Origin of the sequence: Enterobacter sp. DTU_2021_1002640_1_SI_PRY_ASU_LCPMC_013 (assembly GCF_032389435.1) — a bacterium.
GTDB classification, from domain to species: domain Bacteria; phylum Pseudomonadota; class Gammaproteobacteria; order Enterobacterales; family Enterobacteriaceae; genus Enterobacter; species Enterobacter hormaechei_C.
On the sequence record NZ_CP135594.1, the window covers coordinates 765016 to 779394 of the forward strand.

Annotated in this window: 14 protein-coding genes; 8 read left to right on the forward strand and 6 right to left on the reverse strand. The window is 55.2% G+C overall.

All coding sequences use genetic code 11. The annotated features are described in order from the left end of the window. The 7 genes from ftsQ (at position 1) to mutT (ending at position 8328) form a co-directional block, all read left to right on the forward strand. On the forward strand, positions 1-843 hold the full coding sequence (gene ftsQ / locus RS584_RS03680) for a cell division protein FtsQ (protein ID WP_003856342.1): 843 nt from the start codon (positions 1-3) through the stop codon (positions 841-843). Then, positions 840-2096 (forward strand): cell division protein FtsA, encoded by a 1257-nt coding sequence (ftsA, locus tag RS584_RS03685; protein ID WP_003856340.1) that lies wholly within the window; start codon positions 840-842, stop codon positions 2094-2096. The genes ftsQ and ftsA overlap by 4 nt, the downstream gene beginning before the upstream one ends. A 63-nt stretch (positions 2097-2159) precedes the next feature. Then, a complete protein-coding gene (ftsZ, locus tag RS584_RS03690) occupies positions 2160-3311 on the forward strand; it encodes a cell division protein FtsZ (RefSeq protein ID WP_003856338.1) in 1152 nt (383 codons plus the stop codon). Between the two features lie 101 nt (positions 3312-3412). Then, positions 3413-4330, forward strand: a complete 918-nt coding sequence (gene lpxC, locus RS584_RS03695; protein ID WP_003856337.1) for a UDP-3-O-acyl-N-acetylglucosamine deacetylase — start codon at positions 3413-3415, stop codon at positions 4328-4330. A gap of 280 nt (positions 4331-4610) precedes the next feature. Next, a complete protein-coding gene (secM, locus tag RS584_RS03700) occupies positions 4611-5114 on the forward strand; it encodes a secA translation cis-regulator SecM (RefSeq protein WP_032103219.1) in 504 nt (167 codons plus the stop codon). A 58-nt stretch (positions 5115-5172) separates the two neighbouring features. Continuing rightward, the gene (secA, locus tag RS584_RS03705) at positions 5173-7878 is read left to right on the forward strand and encodes a preprotein translocase subunit SecA (protein ID WP_015572673.1); all 2706 of its coding nucleotides are present in this window, start codon (positions 5173-5175) and stop codon (positions 7876-7878) included. A 57-nt stretch (positions 7879-7935) separates the two neighbouring features. Beyond that, positions 7936-8328 carry an 8-oxo-dGTP diphosphatase MutT gene (gene mutT / locus RS584_RS03710; protein ID WP_026080649.1) on the forward strand — a complete coding sequence of 131 codons (393 nt, stop codon included), beginning with the start codon at positions 7936-7938 and terminating at the stop codon, positions 8326-8328. Positions 8329-8362: 34 nt separating this feature from the next. Here mutT and yacG read toward each other — a convergent pair whose 3' ends face one another. Genes yacG through coaE form a run of 3 tightly spaced genes read right to left on the reverse strand, consistent with a single transcriptional unit; the run spans position 8363 to position 9930 of the window. Beyond that, positions 8363-8557, reverse strand: coding sequence for a DNA gyrase inhibitor YacG (gene yacG / locus RS584_RS03715; RefSeq protein WP_003856332.1), 195 nt, complete (start codon positions 8555-8557; stop codon positions 8363-8365). Between the two features lie 9 nt (positions 8558-8566). Then, entirely contained in the window at positions 8567-9310 is a 744-nt protein-coding gene (zapD, locus tag RS584_RS03720) for a cell division protein ZapD (protein ID WP_015572676.1), read from the reverse strand. Then, positions 9310-9930 carry a dephospho-CoA kinase gene (coaE, locus tag RS584_RS03725; RefSeq protein ID WP_315748955.1) on the reverse strand — a complete coding sequence of 207 codons (621 nt, stop codon included), beginning with the start codon at positions 9928-9930 and terminating at the stop codon, positions 9310-9312. Before coaE ends, zapD begins: the two co-directional genes overlap by 1 nt. Positions 9931-10158: 228 nt before the next feature. On the opposite strand from coaE, the gene RS584_RS03730 reads away from it, so the two are divergent. After that, complete coding sequence (locus RS584_RS03730) at positions 10159-11202, forward strand: GMP reductase (RefSeq protein WP_017383777.1); 1044 nt, start codon at positions 10159-10161, stop codon at positions 11200-11202. 33 nt (positions 11203-11235) lie between these two features. On the opposite strand, the gene hofC is transcribed toward RS584_RS03730, so the two are convergent. Genes hofC through ppdD form a run of 3 tightly spaced genes read right to left on the reverse strand, consistent with a single transcriptional unit; the run spans position 11236 to position 14239 of the window. Next, a complete protein-coding gene (hofC, locus tag RS584_RS03735; protein WP_315748956.1) occupies positions 11236-12420 on the reverse strand; it encodes a protein transport protein HofC in 1185 nt (394 codons plus the stop codon). Next, entirely contained in the window at positions 12410-13789 is a 1380-nt protein-coding gene (gspE, locus tag RS584_RS03740; RefSeq protein ID WP_315748957.1) for a type II secretion system protein GspE, read from the reverse strand. The genes hofC and gspE overlap by 11 nt, the downstream gene beginning before the upstream one ends. Positions 13790-13801: 12 nt before the next feature. Beyond that, complete coding sequence (gene ppdD, locus RS584_RS03745; RefSeq protein ID WP_015572680.1) at positions 13802-14239, reverse strand: prepilin peptidase-dependent pilin; 438 nt, start codon at positions 14237-14239, stop codon at positions 13802-13804. Between the last annotated feature and the right edge of the window lie 140 nt (positions 14240-14379).

Below are 14379 nucleotides of genomic sequence, written 5' to 3' on the forward strand. Positions count from 1 at the left end.
ATGTCTCAGGCTGCATTGAACACGCGCAACCGCGATGACGAAGAAGAATACTCCTCTTCGCGCCGGAGTAATGGAACGCGTCTTGCAGGGATCATCTTCCTGCTCGGGGTGCTGTGCACCGTGTTTATCAGCGGCTGGATGGTGCTGGGCTGGATGGAAGACGCGCAGCGGTTGCCGCTGTCGAAGCTGGTGGTGACCGGGGAGCGACACTACACGCGTAACGATGACATTCGCCAGTCGATTCTGGCGCTTGGGTCGCCTGGCACCTTTATGACGCAGGACGTCAACATTATCCAGAGTCAGATTGAACGTCTGCCGTGGATAAAACAGGCGAGTGTCAGAAAACAATGGCCTGATGAATTGAAGATTCATCTGGTTGAATATGTGCCGATTGCGCGTTGGAATGATCAGCATATGGTTGACGTAGACGGAAATTCGTTCAGCGTCCCGAGCGATCGTGTCAACAAGCAGAATTTACCGATGTTGTATGGCCCGGAAGGCAGCGAAAACGAAGTATTGCAGGGTTTTCGTGAGATGGGGCAGGTGCTGGCTAAGGATCGCTTTACGTTAAAAGATGCTGCGATGACGGCGCGCCGTTCCTGGCAGTTGACCCTAACGAATGGCATTAAGCTCAATCTTGGCCGCGGCGACACAATGAAACGTCTGGCGCGTTTTGTAGAACTTTACCCGGTTTTACAGCAGCAGGCGCAGACGGATGGCAAACGGATAAGCTACGTTGATTTGCGCTATGACTCAGGCGCAGCAGTCGGTTGGGAGCCGGCTCCGGTCGAGGAACCTAATCAGCAACAAAATCAGGCACAGGTACAGGCAGAACAACAATGATCAAGTCGACGGACAGAAAATTGGTAGTAGGACTGGAGATTGGCACCGCGAAGGTTGCCGCTTTGGTAGGGGAAGTTCTGCCCGACGGTATGGTCAATATCATTGGCGTGGGCAGTTGCCCCTCCCGTGGTATGGATAAAGGTGGGGTAAACGACCTTGAGTCGGTGGTGAAATGCGTTCAGCGCGCCATCGACCAGGCTGAATTGATGGCAGATTGCCAGATTTCCTCTGTCTATCTGGCCCTGTCTGGTAAGCACATCAGCTGCCAGAATGAAATCGGTATGGTGCCGATTTCTGAAGAAGAGGTGACGCAGGAAGACGTTGAGAACGTTGTCCACACGGCGAAATCCGTGCGTGTTCGCGACGAGCACCGTGTGCTGCATGTGATCCCGCAGGAATACGCGATCGACTACCAGGAAGGCATCAAGAATCCGGTCGGTCTGTCGGGCGTGCGTATGCAGGCAAAAGTGCACCTGATCACATGTCACAACGATATGGCGAAGAACATTGTAAAAGCCGTTGAACGTTGTGGCCTGAAAGTTGACCAACTCATTTTCGCCGGTCTTGCCGCGAGCTATTCCGTGCTGACCGAAGACGAACGTGAACTGGGCGTCTGTGTGGTCGATATTGGTGGTGGTACAATGGACATGGCCGTCTATACCGGCGGTGCGTTACGCCACACCAAAGTGATCCCGTACGCCGGGAATGTGGTGACCAGCGATATCGCTTACGCCTTTGGTACGCCACCGAGCGATGCAGAGGCGATTAAAGTGCGCCATGGTTGCGCGCTGGGTTCTATCGTCGGCAAAGACGAGAGCGTTGAAGTGCCGAGCGTAGGCGGGCGACCGCCGCGCAGCCTGCAACGCCAGACGCTGGCAGAGGTGATTGAGCCGCGTTATACCGAGCTGCTCAACCTGGTCAACGAAGAGATTTTGCAGTTACAGGAACAGCTTCGCCAGCAGGGTGTGAAACATCATCTCGCGGCGGGGATTGTATTAACCGGCGGGGCAGCGCAAATTGAAGGTCTTGCGGCCTGCGCTCAGCGGGTGTTCCATACGCAGGTGCGTATTGGTGCGCCGCTGAATATTACCGGTTTAACGGATTACGCTCAGGAGCCGTATTACTCAACGGCCGTGGGCCTGCTGCACTACGGGAAAGAATCCCATTTGAGTGGTGAAGCAGAAGTGGAAAAACGCGTCTCGGTGGGGTCTTGGGTCAAACGACTTAACACCTGGTTGCGAAAAGAGTTTTAATTTTTTTAAGAGACCGGAGAGAATTAGCGGTCTCGGGCGACAGGCACAACGGAGAGAGAGATTATGTTTGAACCTATGGAATTAACCAACGACGCGGTGATTAAAGTCATCGGCGTCGGTGGCGGCGGCGGTAACGCCGTAGAGCACATGGTGCGCGAGCGCATCGAAGGTGTTGAATTCTTCGCGGTGAACACCGATGCGCAGGCGCTGCGTAAAACGGCTGTTGGCCAGACGATTCAGATCGGTGGTGGCATCACCAAAGGTCTGGGAGCAGGGGCTAACCCGGAAGTGGGCCGCAACGCGGCAGAAGAAGATCGTGAAGCGCTGCGCGCTGCACTGGACGGTGCAGACATGGTCTTCATCGCAGCGGGTATGGGCGGCGGTACAGGTACCGGTGCAGCACCCGTTGTGGCGGAAGTCGCTAAAGATTTAGGTATTCTGACCGTTGCTGTCGTGACCAAGCCTTTCAACTTTGAAGGTAAGAAGCGTATGGCTTTCGCGGAGCAGGGTATCACCGAGCTGTCCAAGCACGTGGACTCTCTGATTACCATCCCGAACGACAAGCTGCTGAAAGTGCTGGGTCGCGGTATCTCTCTGCTGGACGCCTTTGGCGCGGCAAACGACGTGCTGAAAGGCGCGGTTCAGGGTATTGCTGAACTGATTACCCGTCCTGGTCTGATGAACGTTGACTTTGCAGACGTTCGCACCGTGATGTCCGAGATGGGCTACGCGATGATGGGCTCTGGCGTGGCGAGCGGTGAAGACCGTGCGGAAGAAGCCGCTGAAATGGCGATCTCTTCTCCACTGCTGGAAGATATCGATCTGTCTGGCGCGCGCGGCGTGCTGGTCAACATTACCGCTGGCTTTGACCTGCGTCTGGATGAGTTCGAAACCGTGGGTAACACCATCCGTGCGTTCGCCTCTGACAACGCGACCGTCGTTATCGGTACGTCCCTTGATCCGGAAATGAACGACGAACTGCGTGTGACCGTTGTGGCCACCGGTATCGGCATGGACAAGCGTCCTGAGATCACCCTGGTGACTAACAAACAGACTCAGCAGCCGGTTATGGATCGTTACCAGCAGCACGGTATGGCGCCTCTGACTCAGGAGCAAAAACCCGCTGCGAAAGTGGTGAACGACCCGACTCCACAAACGGCAAAAGAGCCAGATTATCTGGATATCCCGGCGTTCCTGCGTAAGCAAGCTGACTAAGAATTGGCTGGAATTTGGGGATTTGCGCTCTTTGTGCTAAACTGGCCCACCGTTAGTGATATACACTCTCGGTTGGATAGTTAATTTGGCGAGATTATACGATGATCAAACAAAGGACACTTAAACGTATCGTTCAGGCGACGGGTGTCGGTTTACATACCGGCAAGAAAGTCACACTGACGTTACGCCCTGCGCCGGCCAATACCGGGGTCATCTATCGTCGCACCGACTTGAATCCACCGGTAGATTTTCCGGCCGATGCCAAATCTGTGCGTGATACTATGCTCTGTACTTGTCTGGTGAACGAGCATGACGTGCGGATTTCTACCGTAGAGCACCTGAACGCCGCCCTGGCGGGTCTGGGTATCGACAACATTATGGTTGAAGTCGATGCGCCAGAAATCCCGATCATGGACGGGAGTGCTGCTCCGTTCGTTTATTTGTTGCTGGATGCCGGCATCGAAGAACTGAACTGCGCGAAGAAATTTGTTCGCATTAAAGAGACCGTTCGCGTCGAAGATGGCGACAAATGGGCTGAATTCAAACCGTACAATGGTTTCTCGTTGGACTTCACCATCGATTTTAACCATCCGGCGATTGACTCCAGCACCCAGCGCTATGCGATGAACTTCTCTGCGGATGCGTTCATGCGTCAGATCAGCCGAGCACGTACCTTCGGCTTTATGCGTGATATCGAATATCTGCAATCCCGCGGCCTGTGCCTGGGCGGCAGCTTCGATTGTGCCATCGTTGTTGACGATTATCGCGTACTGAACGAAGACGGCCTGCGTTTTGAAGATGAATTTGTTCGTCACAAAATGCTGGACGCGATCGGCGACCTCTTCATGTGTGGTCACAACATCATTGGTGCATTTACCGCGTTTAAATCCGGTCATGCACTGAACAACAAATTGTTGCAGGCCGTCCTGGCAAAACAGGAAGCCTGGGAATATGTGACCTTCGAAGACGAAGCTGAACTGCCGCTGGCGTTCAAAGCCCCGACTATGGTCCTGGCGTAACGGTTAAAGCCGTTTCGTAAGAAAAGCGACTGGTTCACTTGGTACTCTCTCCGACCAGGGAAGCCAGTCGTTTTTATTTCTGCCCTTCTTTAATTTGTCCCCCTCACCCCTGGCCTGTGTCGGGTGCCGAATAACGGTGTGTTCGCTGCATTATTGACCGTTTTTACCTGCTGCAAGGTGTCATTCCTGCTGCCGTGTATTGGCTTTAGTGGTAATATCTGGGCGCTAAAAAAGAATAACTGAACTCAGCCTGCACTGGCGGGCGAACGTGGTGGAGCAAGTGAGCGGAATACTGACGCGCTGGCGACAATTTGGCAGACGTTACTTCTGGCCGCATCTCTTATTGGGGATGGTCGCGGCGAGTTTCGGCTTGCCTGTGCTCAGCAACAGCGCAGACGCGGCGACGCCAGCACGTTCCACGACGACCAAACACGATCTCACCACACGGGTTAACTTCACTAATCTCGCATGGCTTGAAGCCAGCCGTCGTCCCAATTTCTCCGTTGATTACTGGCAGCAGCACGCGATTCGCACGGTCATCCGCCATCTGTCGTTCGCGATGGCGCCGCAGACGATGCCTGTTGCGGAAGAAACGCTGCCGGTTCAGGCTCAGCATCTTGCCCTGCTCGATACGCTTAATGCGCTTCTGACGCAGGACAACCAGCCGCCAGTGACCGTAAATCAGACGGCGCAAACGGATTTTGTTTCCCCTGCATCCTTCTCTGTTTCGACATGGATTAGCCAGGTTCACGGCATCCGTGCCGGGCCTCAACGCCTCAGCTAAATTAACCTTTTTCAATACCTTAATTTATCTGCCCGACTGGGGCGTTTGAGAATTTATTATGCTAATCAAATTGTTAACCAAAGTTTTTGGTAGTCGTAACGATCGTACCCTGCGCCGCATGCGCAAAGCTGTGAACGTCATCAACGGTATGGAACCGGCGATGGAGAAGCTCACTGATGATGAGCTGAAAGCGAAAACCGCGGAGTTCCGTGCGCGTCTGGAGAAAGGTGAAACCTTAGAAAGCCTGATCCCGGAGGCCTTCGCCGTTGTACGTGAGGCCAGTAAACGCGTGTTCGGCATGCGTCACTTCGACGTGCAGCTGCTGGGCGGGATGGTGCTCAACGAGCGCTGCATCGCGGAAATGCGTACCGGTGAAGGTAAAACCCTGACGGCAACGCTGCCGGCTTACCTGAATGCGCTGACGGGTAAGGGCGTTCACGTTGTTACCGTCAACGACTATCTGGCGCAGCGCGACGCCGAAAACAACCGTCCACTGTTCGAATTCCTTGGCATGACCGTGGGCATTAACATGTCCGGCCTGCCGGCACCTGCCAAGCGTGAAGCGTATAACGCGGATATCACCTACGGCACCAACAACGAATACGGCTTCGACTACCTGCGTGACAACATGGCGTTCAGCCCGGAAGAGCGCGTCCAGCGCAAACTGCACTATGCGCTGGTGGATGAGGTTGACTCCATTCTGATCGATGAAGCGCGTACCCCGCTGATCATCTCCGGCCCGGCCGAAGACAGCTCCGAGATGTACCGTAAAGTCGACAAAATCATTCCTCACCTGCTGCGTCAGGAGAAAGAAGACTCCGATACCTTCCAGGGTGAAGGTCACTTCTCCGTGGATGAAAAAGCGCGTCAGGTCAACCTGACCGAACGCGGCCTGGTGAAAATCGAAGAGCTACTGGTGGCTGAAGGCATTATGGAAGAGGGCGAGTCTCTGTACTCCCCGAGCAACATCATGCTGATGCACCACGTAACGGCCGCACTGCGCGCGCACGCCCTGTTCACCCGCGACGTTGACTACATCGTTAAAGACGGCGAAGTCATCATCGTCGATGAACACACCGGCCGTACCATGCAGGGACGTCGCTGGTCCGATGGCCTGCACCAGGCCGTGGAAGCGAAAGAAGGCGTGGATATTCAAAATGAAAACCAGACGCTGGCATCCATCACCTTCCAGAACTACTTCCGTCTGTACGAGAAGCTGGCGGGGATGACCGGTACCGCAGATACCGAAGCGTTTGAGTTTAGCTCCATCTATAAGCTGGATACCGTGGTAGTACCTACCAACCGTCCGATGATCCGTAAGGATATGCCGGACCTGGTATACATGACTGAAGCGGAAAAAATTCAGGCGATCATCGAAGATATTCGCGAACGTACCGCGAAGGGCCAGCCGGTACTGGTGGGGACCATCTCCATCGAGAAATCCGAAGTGGTATCTAACGAGCTGACTAAAGCGGGCATCAAACACAACGTTCTGAACGCCAAGTTCCACGCTAAAGAAGCAGATATCGTTGCGCAGGCGGGTTACCCGGCTGCCGTAACCATCGCCACCAACATGGCGGGTCGTGGTACCGATATTATGCTCGGCGGTAGCTGGCAGGCCGAAGTGGCGGAGCTGGAAAACCCAACCCCAGAGCAAATCGCGCAGATCAAAGCCGACTGGCAGGTGCGTCACGACGCGGTGCTGGCATCCGGTGGTCTGCACATCATTGGTACCGAGCGTCATGAATCTCGTCGTATCGATAACCAGCTGCGCGGTCGTGCGGGTCGTCAGGGTGATGCCGGTTCTTCCCGCTTCTATCTGTCTATGGAAGATGCGCTGATGCGTATTTTCGCCTCTGACCGTGTGTCCGGCATGATGCGTAAACTGGGCATGAAACCTGGCGAAGCGATCGAGCACCCGTGGGTTACCAAAGCGATTGCCAACGCCCAGCGTAAAGTGGAAAGCCGCAACTTCGATATTCGTAAGCAGCTGCTGGAATATGATGACGTTGCCAACGACCAGCGTCGTGCGATCTACACCCAGCGTAACGAACTGCTGGACGTGTCCGACGTGAGCGAAACCATCAACAGCATTCGCGAAGATGTGTTCAAAGCCACTATCGACGCGCACATTCCGCCGCAGTCTCTGGAAGAGATGTGGGATATCGAAGGTTTGCAGGAACGTCTGAAAAACGACTTCGATCTCGAACTGCCAATCAAAGAGTGGCTGGACAAAGAGCCTGAGCTGCACGAAGAGACCCTTCGCGAGCGTATCTACGAAACCGCGCTGGACGTCTACAAGCGTAAGGAAGAAGTGGTTGGCGCAGAGATGATGCGTCACTTCGAGAAAGGCGTAATGTTGCAGACCCTGGACTCCCTGTGGAAAGAGCATCTGGCGGCAATGGACTACCTGCGTCAGGGTATCCACCTGCGTGGTTATGCGCAGAAAGATCCGAAGCAGGAGTACAAGCGTGAATCCTTCTCCATGTTTGCTGCCATGCTGGAGTCGCTGAAGTATGAAGTCATCAGCACCCTGAGCAAAGTTCAGGTGCGTATGCCGGAAGAAGTGGAAGCGATGGAGCAGCAGCGTCGTGAAGAAGCTGAGCGTCTGGCACAGATGCAGCAGCTGAGCCATCAGACCGATGAAAGCGAAGCCGCAGCGGCAATTGCAGCGCAGACGGGCGATCGTAAAGTCGGTCGTAACGATCCGTGCCCATGCGGTTCCGGCAAAAAATACAAGGCGTGCCACGGCCGTCTGAGTTAAGAACATAACAAACTGAAAAGGCGCAGATATCTGCGCCTTTTTTATGGAAGTGACATGATGAAAACACTGCAAATTGCTGTCGGGATCATTCGCAACCCGCAAAATCAGATCTTCATTACCCAACGTGCCGCCGATGCGCACATGGCCAACAAATGGGAATTCCCCGGCGGAAAAATCGAATCAGGTGAAACGCCGGAGCAGGCGCTGGTGCGTGAGCTTCAGGAAGAGGTGGGGATCACCCCGCTTGGCGCAACGCTGTTCGATAAGCTGGAGTACCAGTTTCCGGACAGGCACATCACGCTGTGGTTCTGGCTGGTGGAAAACTGGGAAGGTGAACCGTGGGGGAAAGAGGGACAGCCGGGTAACTGGATTGAGCTTCAGGCCAGCGATGCGGAAAAATTCCCGCCTGCCAATGAGCCTGTGATCCTCCGGCTGGCCGCACAACCGTAGGCCTGCTGAGCGAAGCGCCAGCAGGCTTTGAACGTTACTGCTGGTTTTCGCTCCAGTCATCGCTATCCGAGAGATCGCCTTCGCTCGGAATGCGTTTCTCTTCCGCCGCCCATTCGCCCAGGTCTATAAGCTGACAGCGCTTGCAGCAGAATGGGCGAAATGGACTCACTTCTCCCCAGACGACAGTTTTCCCACAGGTTGGGCAGTTTACGGTGGTTACGTCAGACATTGGCACTCCTTAACAACAGGCCAGTTCAAAATCGAGGCGTTCCGGCACGGTGCCATGTTCACTGTCCAGCGGCATAAAGCGGATCGCGAAACGGCTTTTATGCCCGGAAATTTGCGGGTAAAGCTGCTCGCCAAGAGACAGGTTCAGGCGCAGAAGATCGGCGTCGTCGCCGTTATCCTGATAGAAACCGTTGAGACTGGTTTGTTTGCGGAACGGGGCAGAGTTACGCACAAGATCGAGGATCAGGGATAACGTCTGATTCATCGGCTCCAGGCTGCCCAGCCAGCTGTTCACCTGGCGATCGCGCTGTTCCTGCGGCATGTGCAGCCACATATGCAGCGTTGGCAGGTCAAAGCTACAGCATCCGCCCGGTATGCTCAGGCGCTGGCGCACCAGCGCAATCAGACGATCCTCTCGTAAAAACTGGCCAACGCGCGGCGCGGCCATCAGGGTCGTGCTGCTGTTTTTCAGCTGCTGGCGTAAAGCGTCAATTCGACTTTGATCCACGCCCGGTACTTCGGCCCAGGCCTGTAATTTACGCTGCTGGCGCTCCAGCTCTTTCAACAGCTCAGTGCGGACGTCGCCGCGTTCAATCACATCCAGCAGATCGCCCACGTTGCGGAAAAAATGCAGCGCCGTGGCGTGATCGTTGACAGGCAGATGTTGTGAAAGCTGTTGAATAAGAAATTCTATGCGTAGCCAGGTACGCATTTTTTCGTTAAGCGGGTGCTCAAAAAGGATATGAGTCGACATTATGGTTTTTCCTGTGCAACGGCCTGCGCGGCGAAGGTCAGATACTGCGCGTGCAGACGAGCAACATCCGATGCAATGGCATCTGGTGCGCCGTTATTATCAATAACATCATCCGCAATGGCGAGGCGCGCTTCGCGCGTGGCCTGTGCGGCAAGAATTTGTTCAGCATGCTCGCGAGAAACATGGTCACGCGCCATGGTTCTATGGATTTGCGTTTCGCGGGAAACGTCAATCACCAGCGTTCTGTCTGCTTTATTTTGAAGCTGATTTTCCACCAGTAACGGGACCACCCACAACACATAGGGCGAACGGGCTGCGGCAATCTGACGCTGAGTTTCCTGGTGGATAATGGGGTGGAGCAGGGCATTAAGCCAGGCTTTTTCCGCTGGATCGGAAAATATGCACTCACGCAGCTGCCGACGATTCAGGGTGCCGTCAGCCTGTATCACGGGGCGACCAAAATGCGCTTCGATGGCGTTTAAGGCGGGTGTATTGGGTTCTACCACCTGACGGGCAATGATATCGGCGTCGATAATCGTGATGCCGAGACGAGCAAACGCGTGCGCAACGGTGCTTTTACCACTACCGATGCCGCCGGTTAATGCGACGATATACCCCATTAAATCAGATCCTGGGAATTATTCAGTTTTAAAATCAGTTGCTTAAAATTCAAACTTACAACAGCCAATGTTTAGCTCTCTTTACCCGCTTTTTACCAGGTAAATTTATAGGATTGTAGCGTAAAAAAAGAGAATTTCGCAGTCTTGCGGAGCAGGTATTAGTGCGTATGATAGCGTCACTGGAGTTGTGCTTTTAATATATTTGCCTCTAACCCCAGGAATCCGCACATGCGTATCGAAGAAGATCTGAAGTTAGGTTTCAAAGACGTTCTTATCCGCCCTAAACGCTCTACACTGAAAAGTCGCTCAGACGTTGAACTCGAACGTCAATTCACCTTTAAGCATTCCGGTCAGACGTGGTCTGGCGTGCCGATTATCGCGGCCAACATGGATACCGTCGGGACCTTCGAGATGGCGACCGCACTGGCGCAATTCGACATCCTTACTGCGGTACACAAACACTACAGCGCTGAAGAGTGGGATGCGTTTGTCGCCTCCGCCTCGGCTGACGTGGTGAAGCATGTGATGGTCTCGACCGGTACCTCTGATGCAGATTTCGAGAAAACCAAACAGATCCTGAACGCCAATCCGGCGCTGAATTTTGTCTGCATTGACGTGGCAAATGGTTATTCCGAGCATTTCGTTCAGTTCGTCAGCAAGGCACGTGAGGCCTGGCCAACCAAAACCATCATCGCGGGCAACGTGGTGACCGGTGAAATGTGTGAAGAGCTGATCCTCTCCGGGGCCGACATTGTGAAAGTGGGCATTGGCCCGGGGTCCGTTTGCACCACGCGCGTGAAAACCGGTGTGGGTTATCCGCAGCTGTCTGCGGTAATTGAATGCGCTGACGCTGCGCACGGTCTGGGCGGCCAGATCATCAGCGACGGTGGCTGCACCATGCCAGGCGATGTGGCGAAAGCCTTTGGCGGCGGCGCGGACTTCGTGATGCTCGGCGGCATGCTGGCAGGCCACGAAGAGAGCGGCGGTACCGTGGTGGAAGAGAACGGCGAGAAATTCATGCTGTTCTACGGAATGAGCTCTGAATCCGCGATGACCCGTCACGTGGGTGGTGTCGCGAAATACCGTGCGGCGGAAGGCAAAACCGTTAAGCTGCCACTGCGCGGTCCGGTCGAAAATACGGCGCGCGATATCCTCGGCGGTCTGCGTTCTGCCTGCACCTACGTTGGTGCTTCCCGACTGAAAGAGCTGACGAAACGCACGACGTTTATCCGCGTTCAGGAGCAGGAAAACCGCGTATTCAATAGCCTCTGACGGCTACGGCTGGCGCGCGTCCGTGCGCCAGCATTACCCCGCGCTCATTGCATCCCCCAGATGGAAAATCGGCAGATACATTGCCACCACCAGCGTGCCGATAATCAGACCCGTCACGACCAGTAGCAAAGGCTCAAGAAGCGCCGCCAGATTGTCTGCCTGCTGAAATGTCTGTTCCGTATGGTGGCGGGCCAGATTTATCAGCATCACATCCAGTGAACCCGACACTTCTCCGGTGCGAATGAGCTGAATACACAGTGGCGTAAAAACAGAGGCCTTCTGGAAGGAGGACCACACGGGTATTCCCTGTTCGATATCGCTGCGTATCTCACGGAGTTTCTCCTGCCAGTAGCCACTCTCAACGGTCTCCTCCACACTCTCCAGTCCTTGTAAAAAGGCAATTCCGGCCTGCTGGGTTAATGACAGCACGGTAAAAATTTGTCCCAGTTTTTGCCCGCGCGTCAGCGTGCCCATCACCGGTACATGTAACAGGACATACTGCCAGCGCGGATGCCGCCGCAGCTTACAGGCGATGACAACCATTGCCACGAGCAGGGCCAAAAGGGTGGGGATATGCGCCTGAATCAAGGCCGCCAGCCCCATGACTGCCTGCGTGAGCAAAGGGAGCGGGGTGTTGAACGTTTTGTAGATTGCAGCAAACTCAGGCAAAACCAGCGTGACCATCGCCAGCACCACGAAAACGGCGAGCGTCAGGATGATCAGCGGATAGCGCAGCGCTTTCTTCACCTTTGCACTGAGCTGCTGCTGGGATTTTTGTTGCTGCGCAAGCTGACGGCAGCAGGCTTCTAGCTTACCCGTTAGCTCACCCGTCTTCACCATTGAGACATAAAGAGGGCTAAACACCTCTGGCCATTTCTTCATGGCCTCTGACAGGGCGCAACCTTCGCTCAGGTCATCAGCAAGACTGTGCAGCAGCGCCTGCCAGTGCTGCAAAGGATGCTGTTCCGCCAGCATGTGCAGGCTTTGGGACAGCGTGAGTCCGGCCTGTAGCAGCGTGGCGAGCTGGCGAAAAATATCGTAGCAGTGCTGCACCTGCCATCGGTGGCGCTGCTGGCAGCGGTTTAGCGCCAGCGGGTGCAGTTGTTTAAGCACCAGAGCCGTGTAAGCTGCGTTACGATCGATGGCCCAGAGGGTGCCGGTTTGCACCTCCCCCCCGGTGTTCAGGGCACGCCAGCGCCAGAGCGAATTAGCAGCCATCGGGCATTCCCAGGACGCGCAACAGCTCTTCGAGCGTGGTCAGCCCTTGCTCTACGGCCATGCAGCCATGCTCAAACAAAGAGGTCATTTCCGCCTGACGAGCGCTGGACCCAATCACCTCCGTGCTTGCTCCGCTGGCGATGGCCTGCCGCAGCGTGTCGTCGATGACGAGCACTTCAAAAATGGCTACGCGACCATAAAAACCGTGGTAGCAGCGATCGCAGCCGGTGGGTTGCCAGCGAGGAAGCGGCCGGGGCCACAGCGTGCGGGGTAATTCGGTGTGGCGGCTGGCTTCCTGTCGGCAGTACGGACATAAACGGCGCACCAGTCGCTGGGCAATCACCATCGAGAGCGCCGAAGAGATCATCCAGCGCGCGACGCCCATCTGTTGCAGCCGTACCAGCGTTTCAGTCGTCGAATTAGTATGGAGGGTGGATAGCACCAGATGTCCGGTTTGCGCCGCCTTAATGGCAATTTCTGCCGTTTCGCCGTCACGAATTTCACCCACCATAATGATGTCAGGATCCTGCCTGAGCAGGGCGCGCAGCACGCTCTGGAAGGTCAGCCCCGCACGCGGATTAATCTGCGTCTGGTTTAAGCCTGCAAGCGGGATTTCAACGGGATCTTCCACGCTGCAAATATTGACGTCAGGGGTATTTCGCGCCTGTAACGCGCTGTACAGCGTCACTGTTTTCCCGCTACCGGTCGGGCCGGTGACCAGAATCAACCCCTGAGGGCTGTTAAGCGCCCCGGCAAAACGGGCCTGCTGGTCTGCGCTCATCCCCAGCTGTTCAAGCTCCAGAGCCTGCTGTACCTGGTGAAGCAGACGAAGCACGATTTTTTCTCCACCGCTACAGGGAAGGGTTGCGATACGAAAAGAGACGGGGACGCTTGCCAGCTCCACCGTAAACTGACCGTCCTGCGGCAGGCGGCGCTCCGCAATATCCAGTTGACCCAGCACCTTCAGGCGTGCGGCAAGCGTCGTCCCGAGGGCGCCAGAGATCGGCGGTTGCGGGTAGAGAACACCGTCGATTCGCAAACGGATTTGGTAGCCGTGCTCCGTCGGTTCAATATGGATGTCAGAAGCCCGCTGGTTTACTGCCTGCTGCAAGGTTGTACTGAGCACGTCAGCGGCTGAGTTTGGCGCTATGCCCGGCAGGTGTGATGATGAGACGGACTGAAGCCGTTTTTCCATCCGTTCTGCCGTCCAGCACTCAATATCAATACGCTTCTGCGTGGCGAAGCGTAACGCTTCCATCAGCTCAGAGGCAGGATTACCCACTACCGCAATGCTGATCATATCGGCGTCGCTTGCGAGTAGCAGTGCGTGATGGCGCTGACAGAGCGTCATTAGCTGTTCGGTATTCATTGTCCGCTCCTGTCAATTGTTGTCGAAGCGGAAAACATCTTCACAGGCTTGTCTGAGCGCCGTGTCGGACGCAATTTTGCAGTCACGCGTCCAGCCCGTCATACCGTTACCGTCGCTCCAGATCGGTGTCATGAGCACTTCAAGTCCGTTAAGGCTTTCCTGCCCTGTTAACGATACGGCCCCCTTTGCCACGCTCATCGCTGAAACGTAACGTGTGGTTGTCGGGGAAGGGATGCCATTGGTGCCTGCGTCGCAGCTATCCACACCACCACGATCCAGGGCGCAAAGCTCAATGGCGGTGCGGTAGGGGATGAACGTTTGCAGCATATCGGTGAGCGCCGCTTTTCGCAGGTAGTTCTGATAGGCCGGAACGCCAATCGCGCTCAGGATGGCAATAATGCCAATGACCACCATTAGCTCAATCAGGGTAAATCCTTGTTGTCTGTTCATGTCTGCTCCTTACGTTAAGTGGCGCTACTGTGGCAGTGCCAGCATGCAGAAACGAGGGACAAAAGCGTGAACGTGAAGGGGCTTTCAGGGAAATGATGCAGTGTTGCAGAGAAGGACAGCGTAATTGCGAGCGGTTTCGT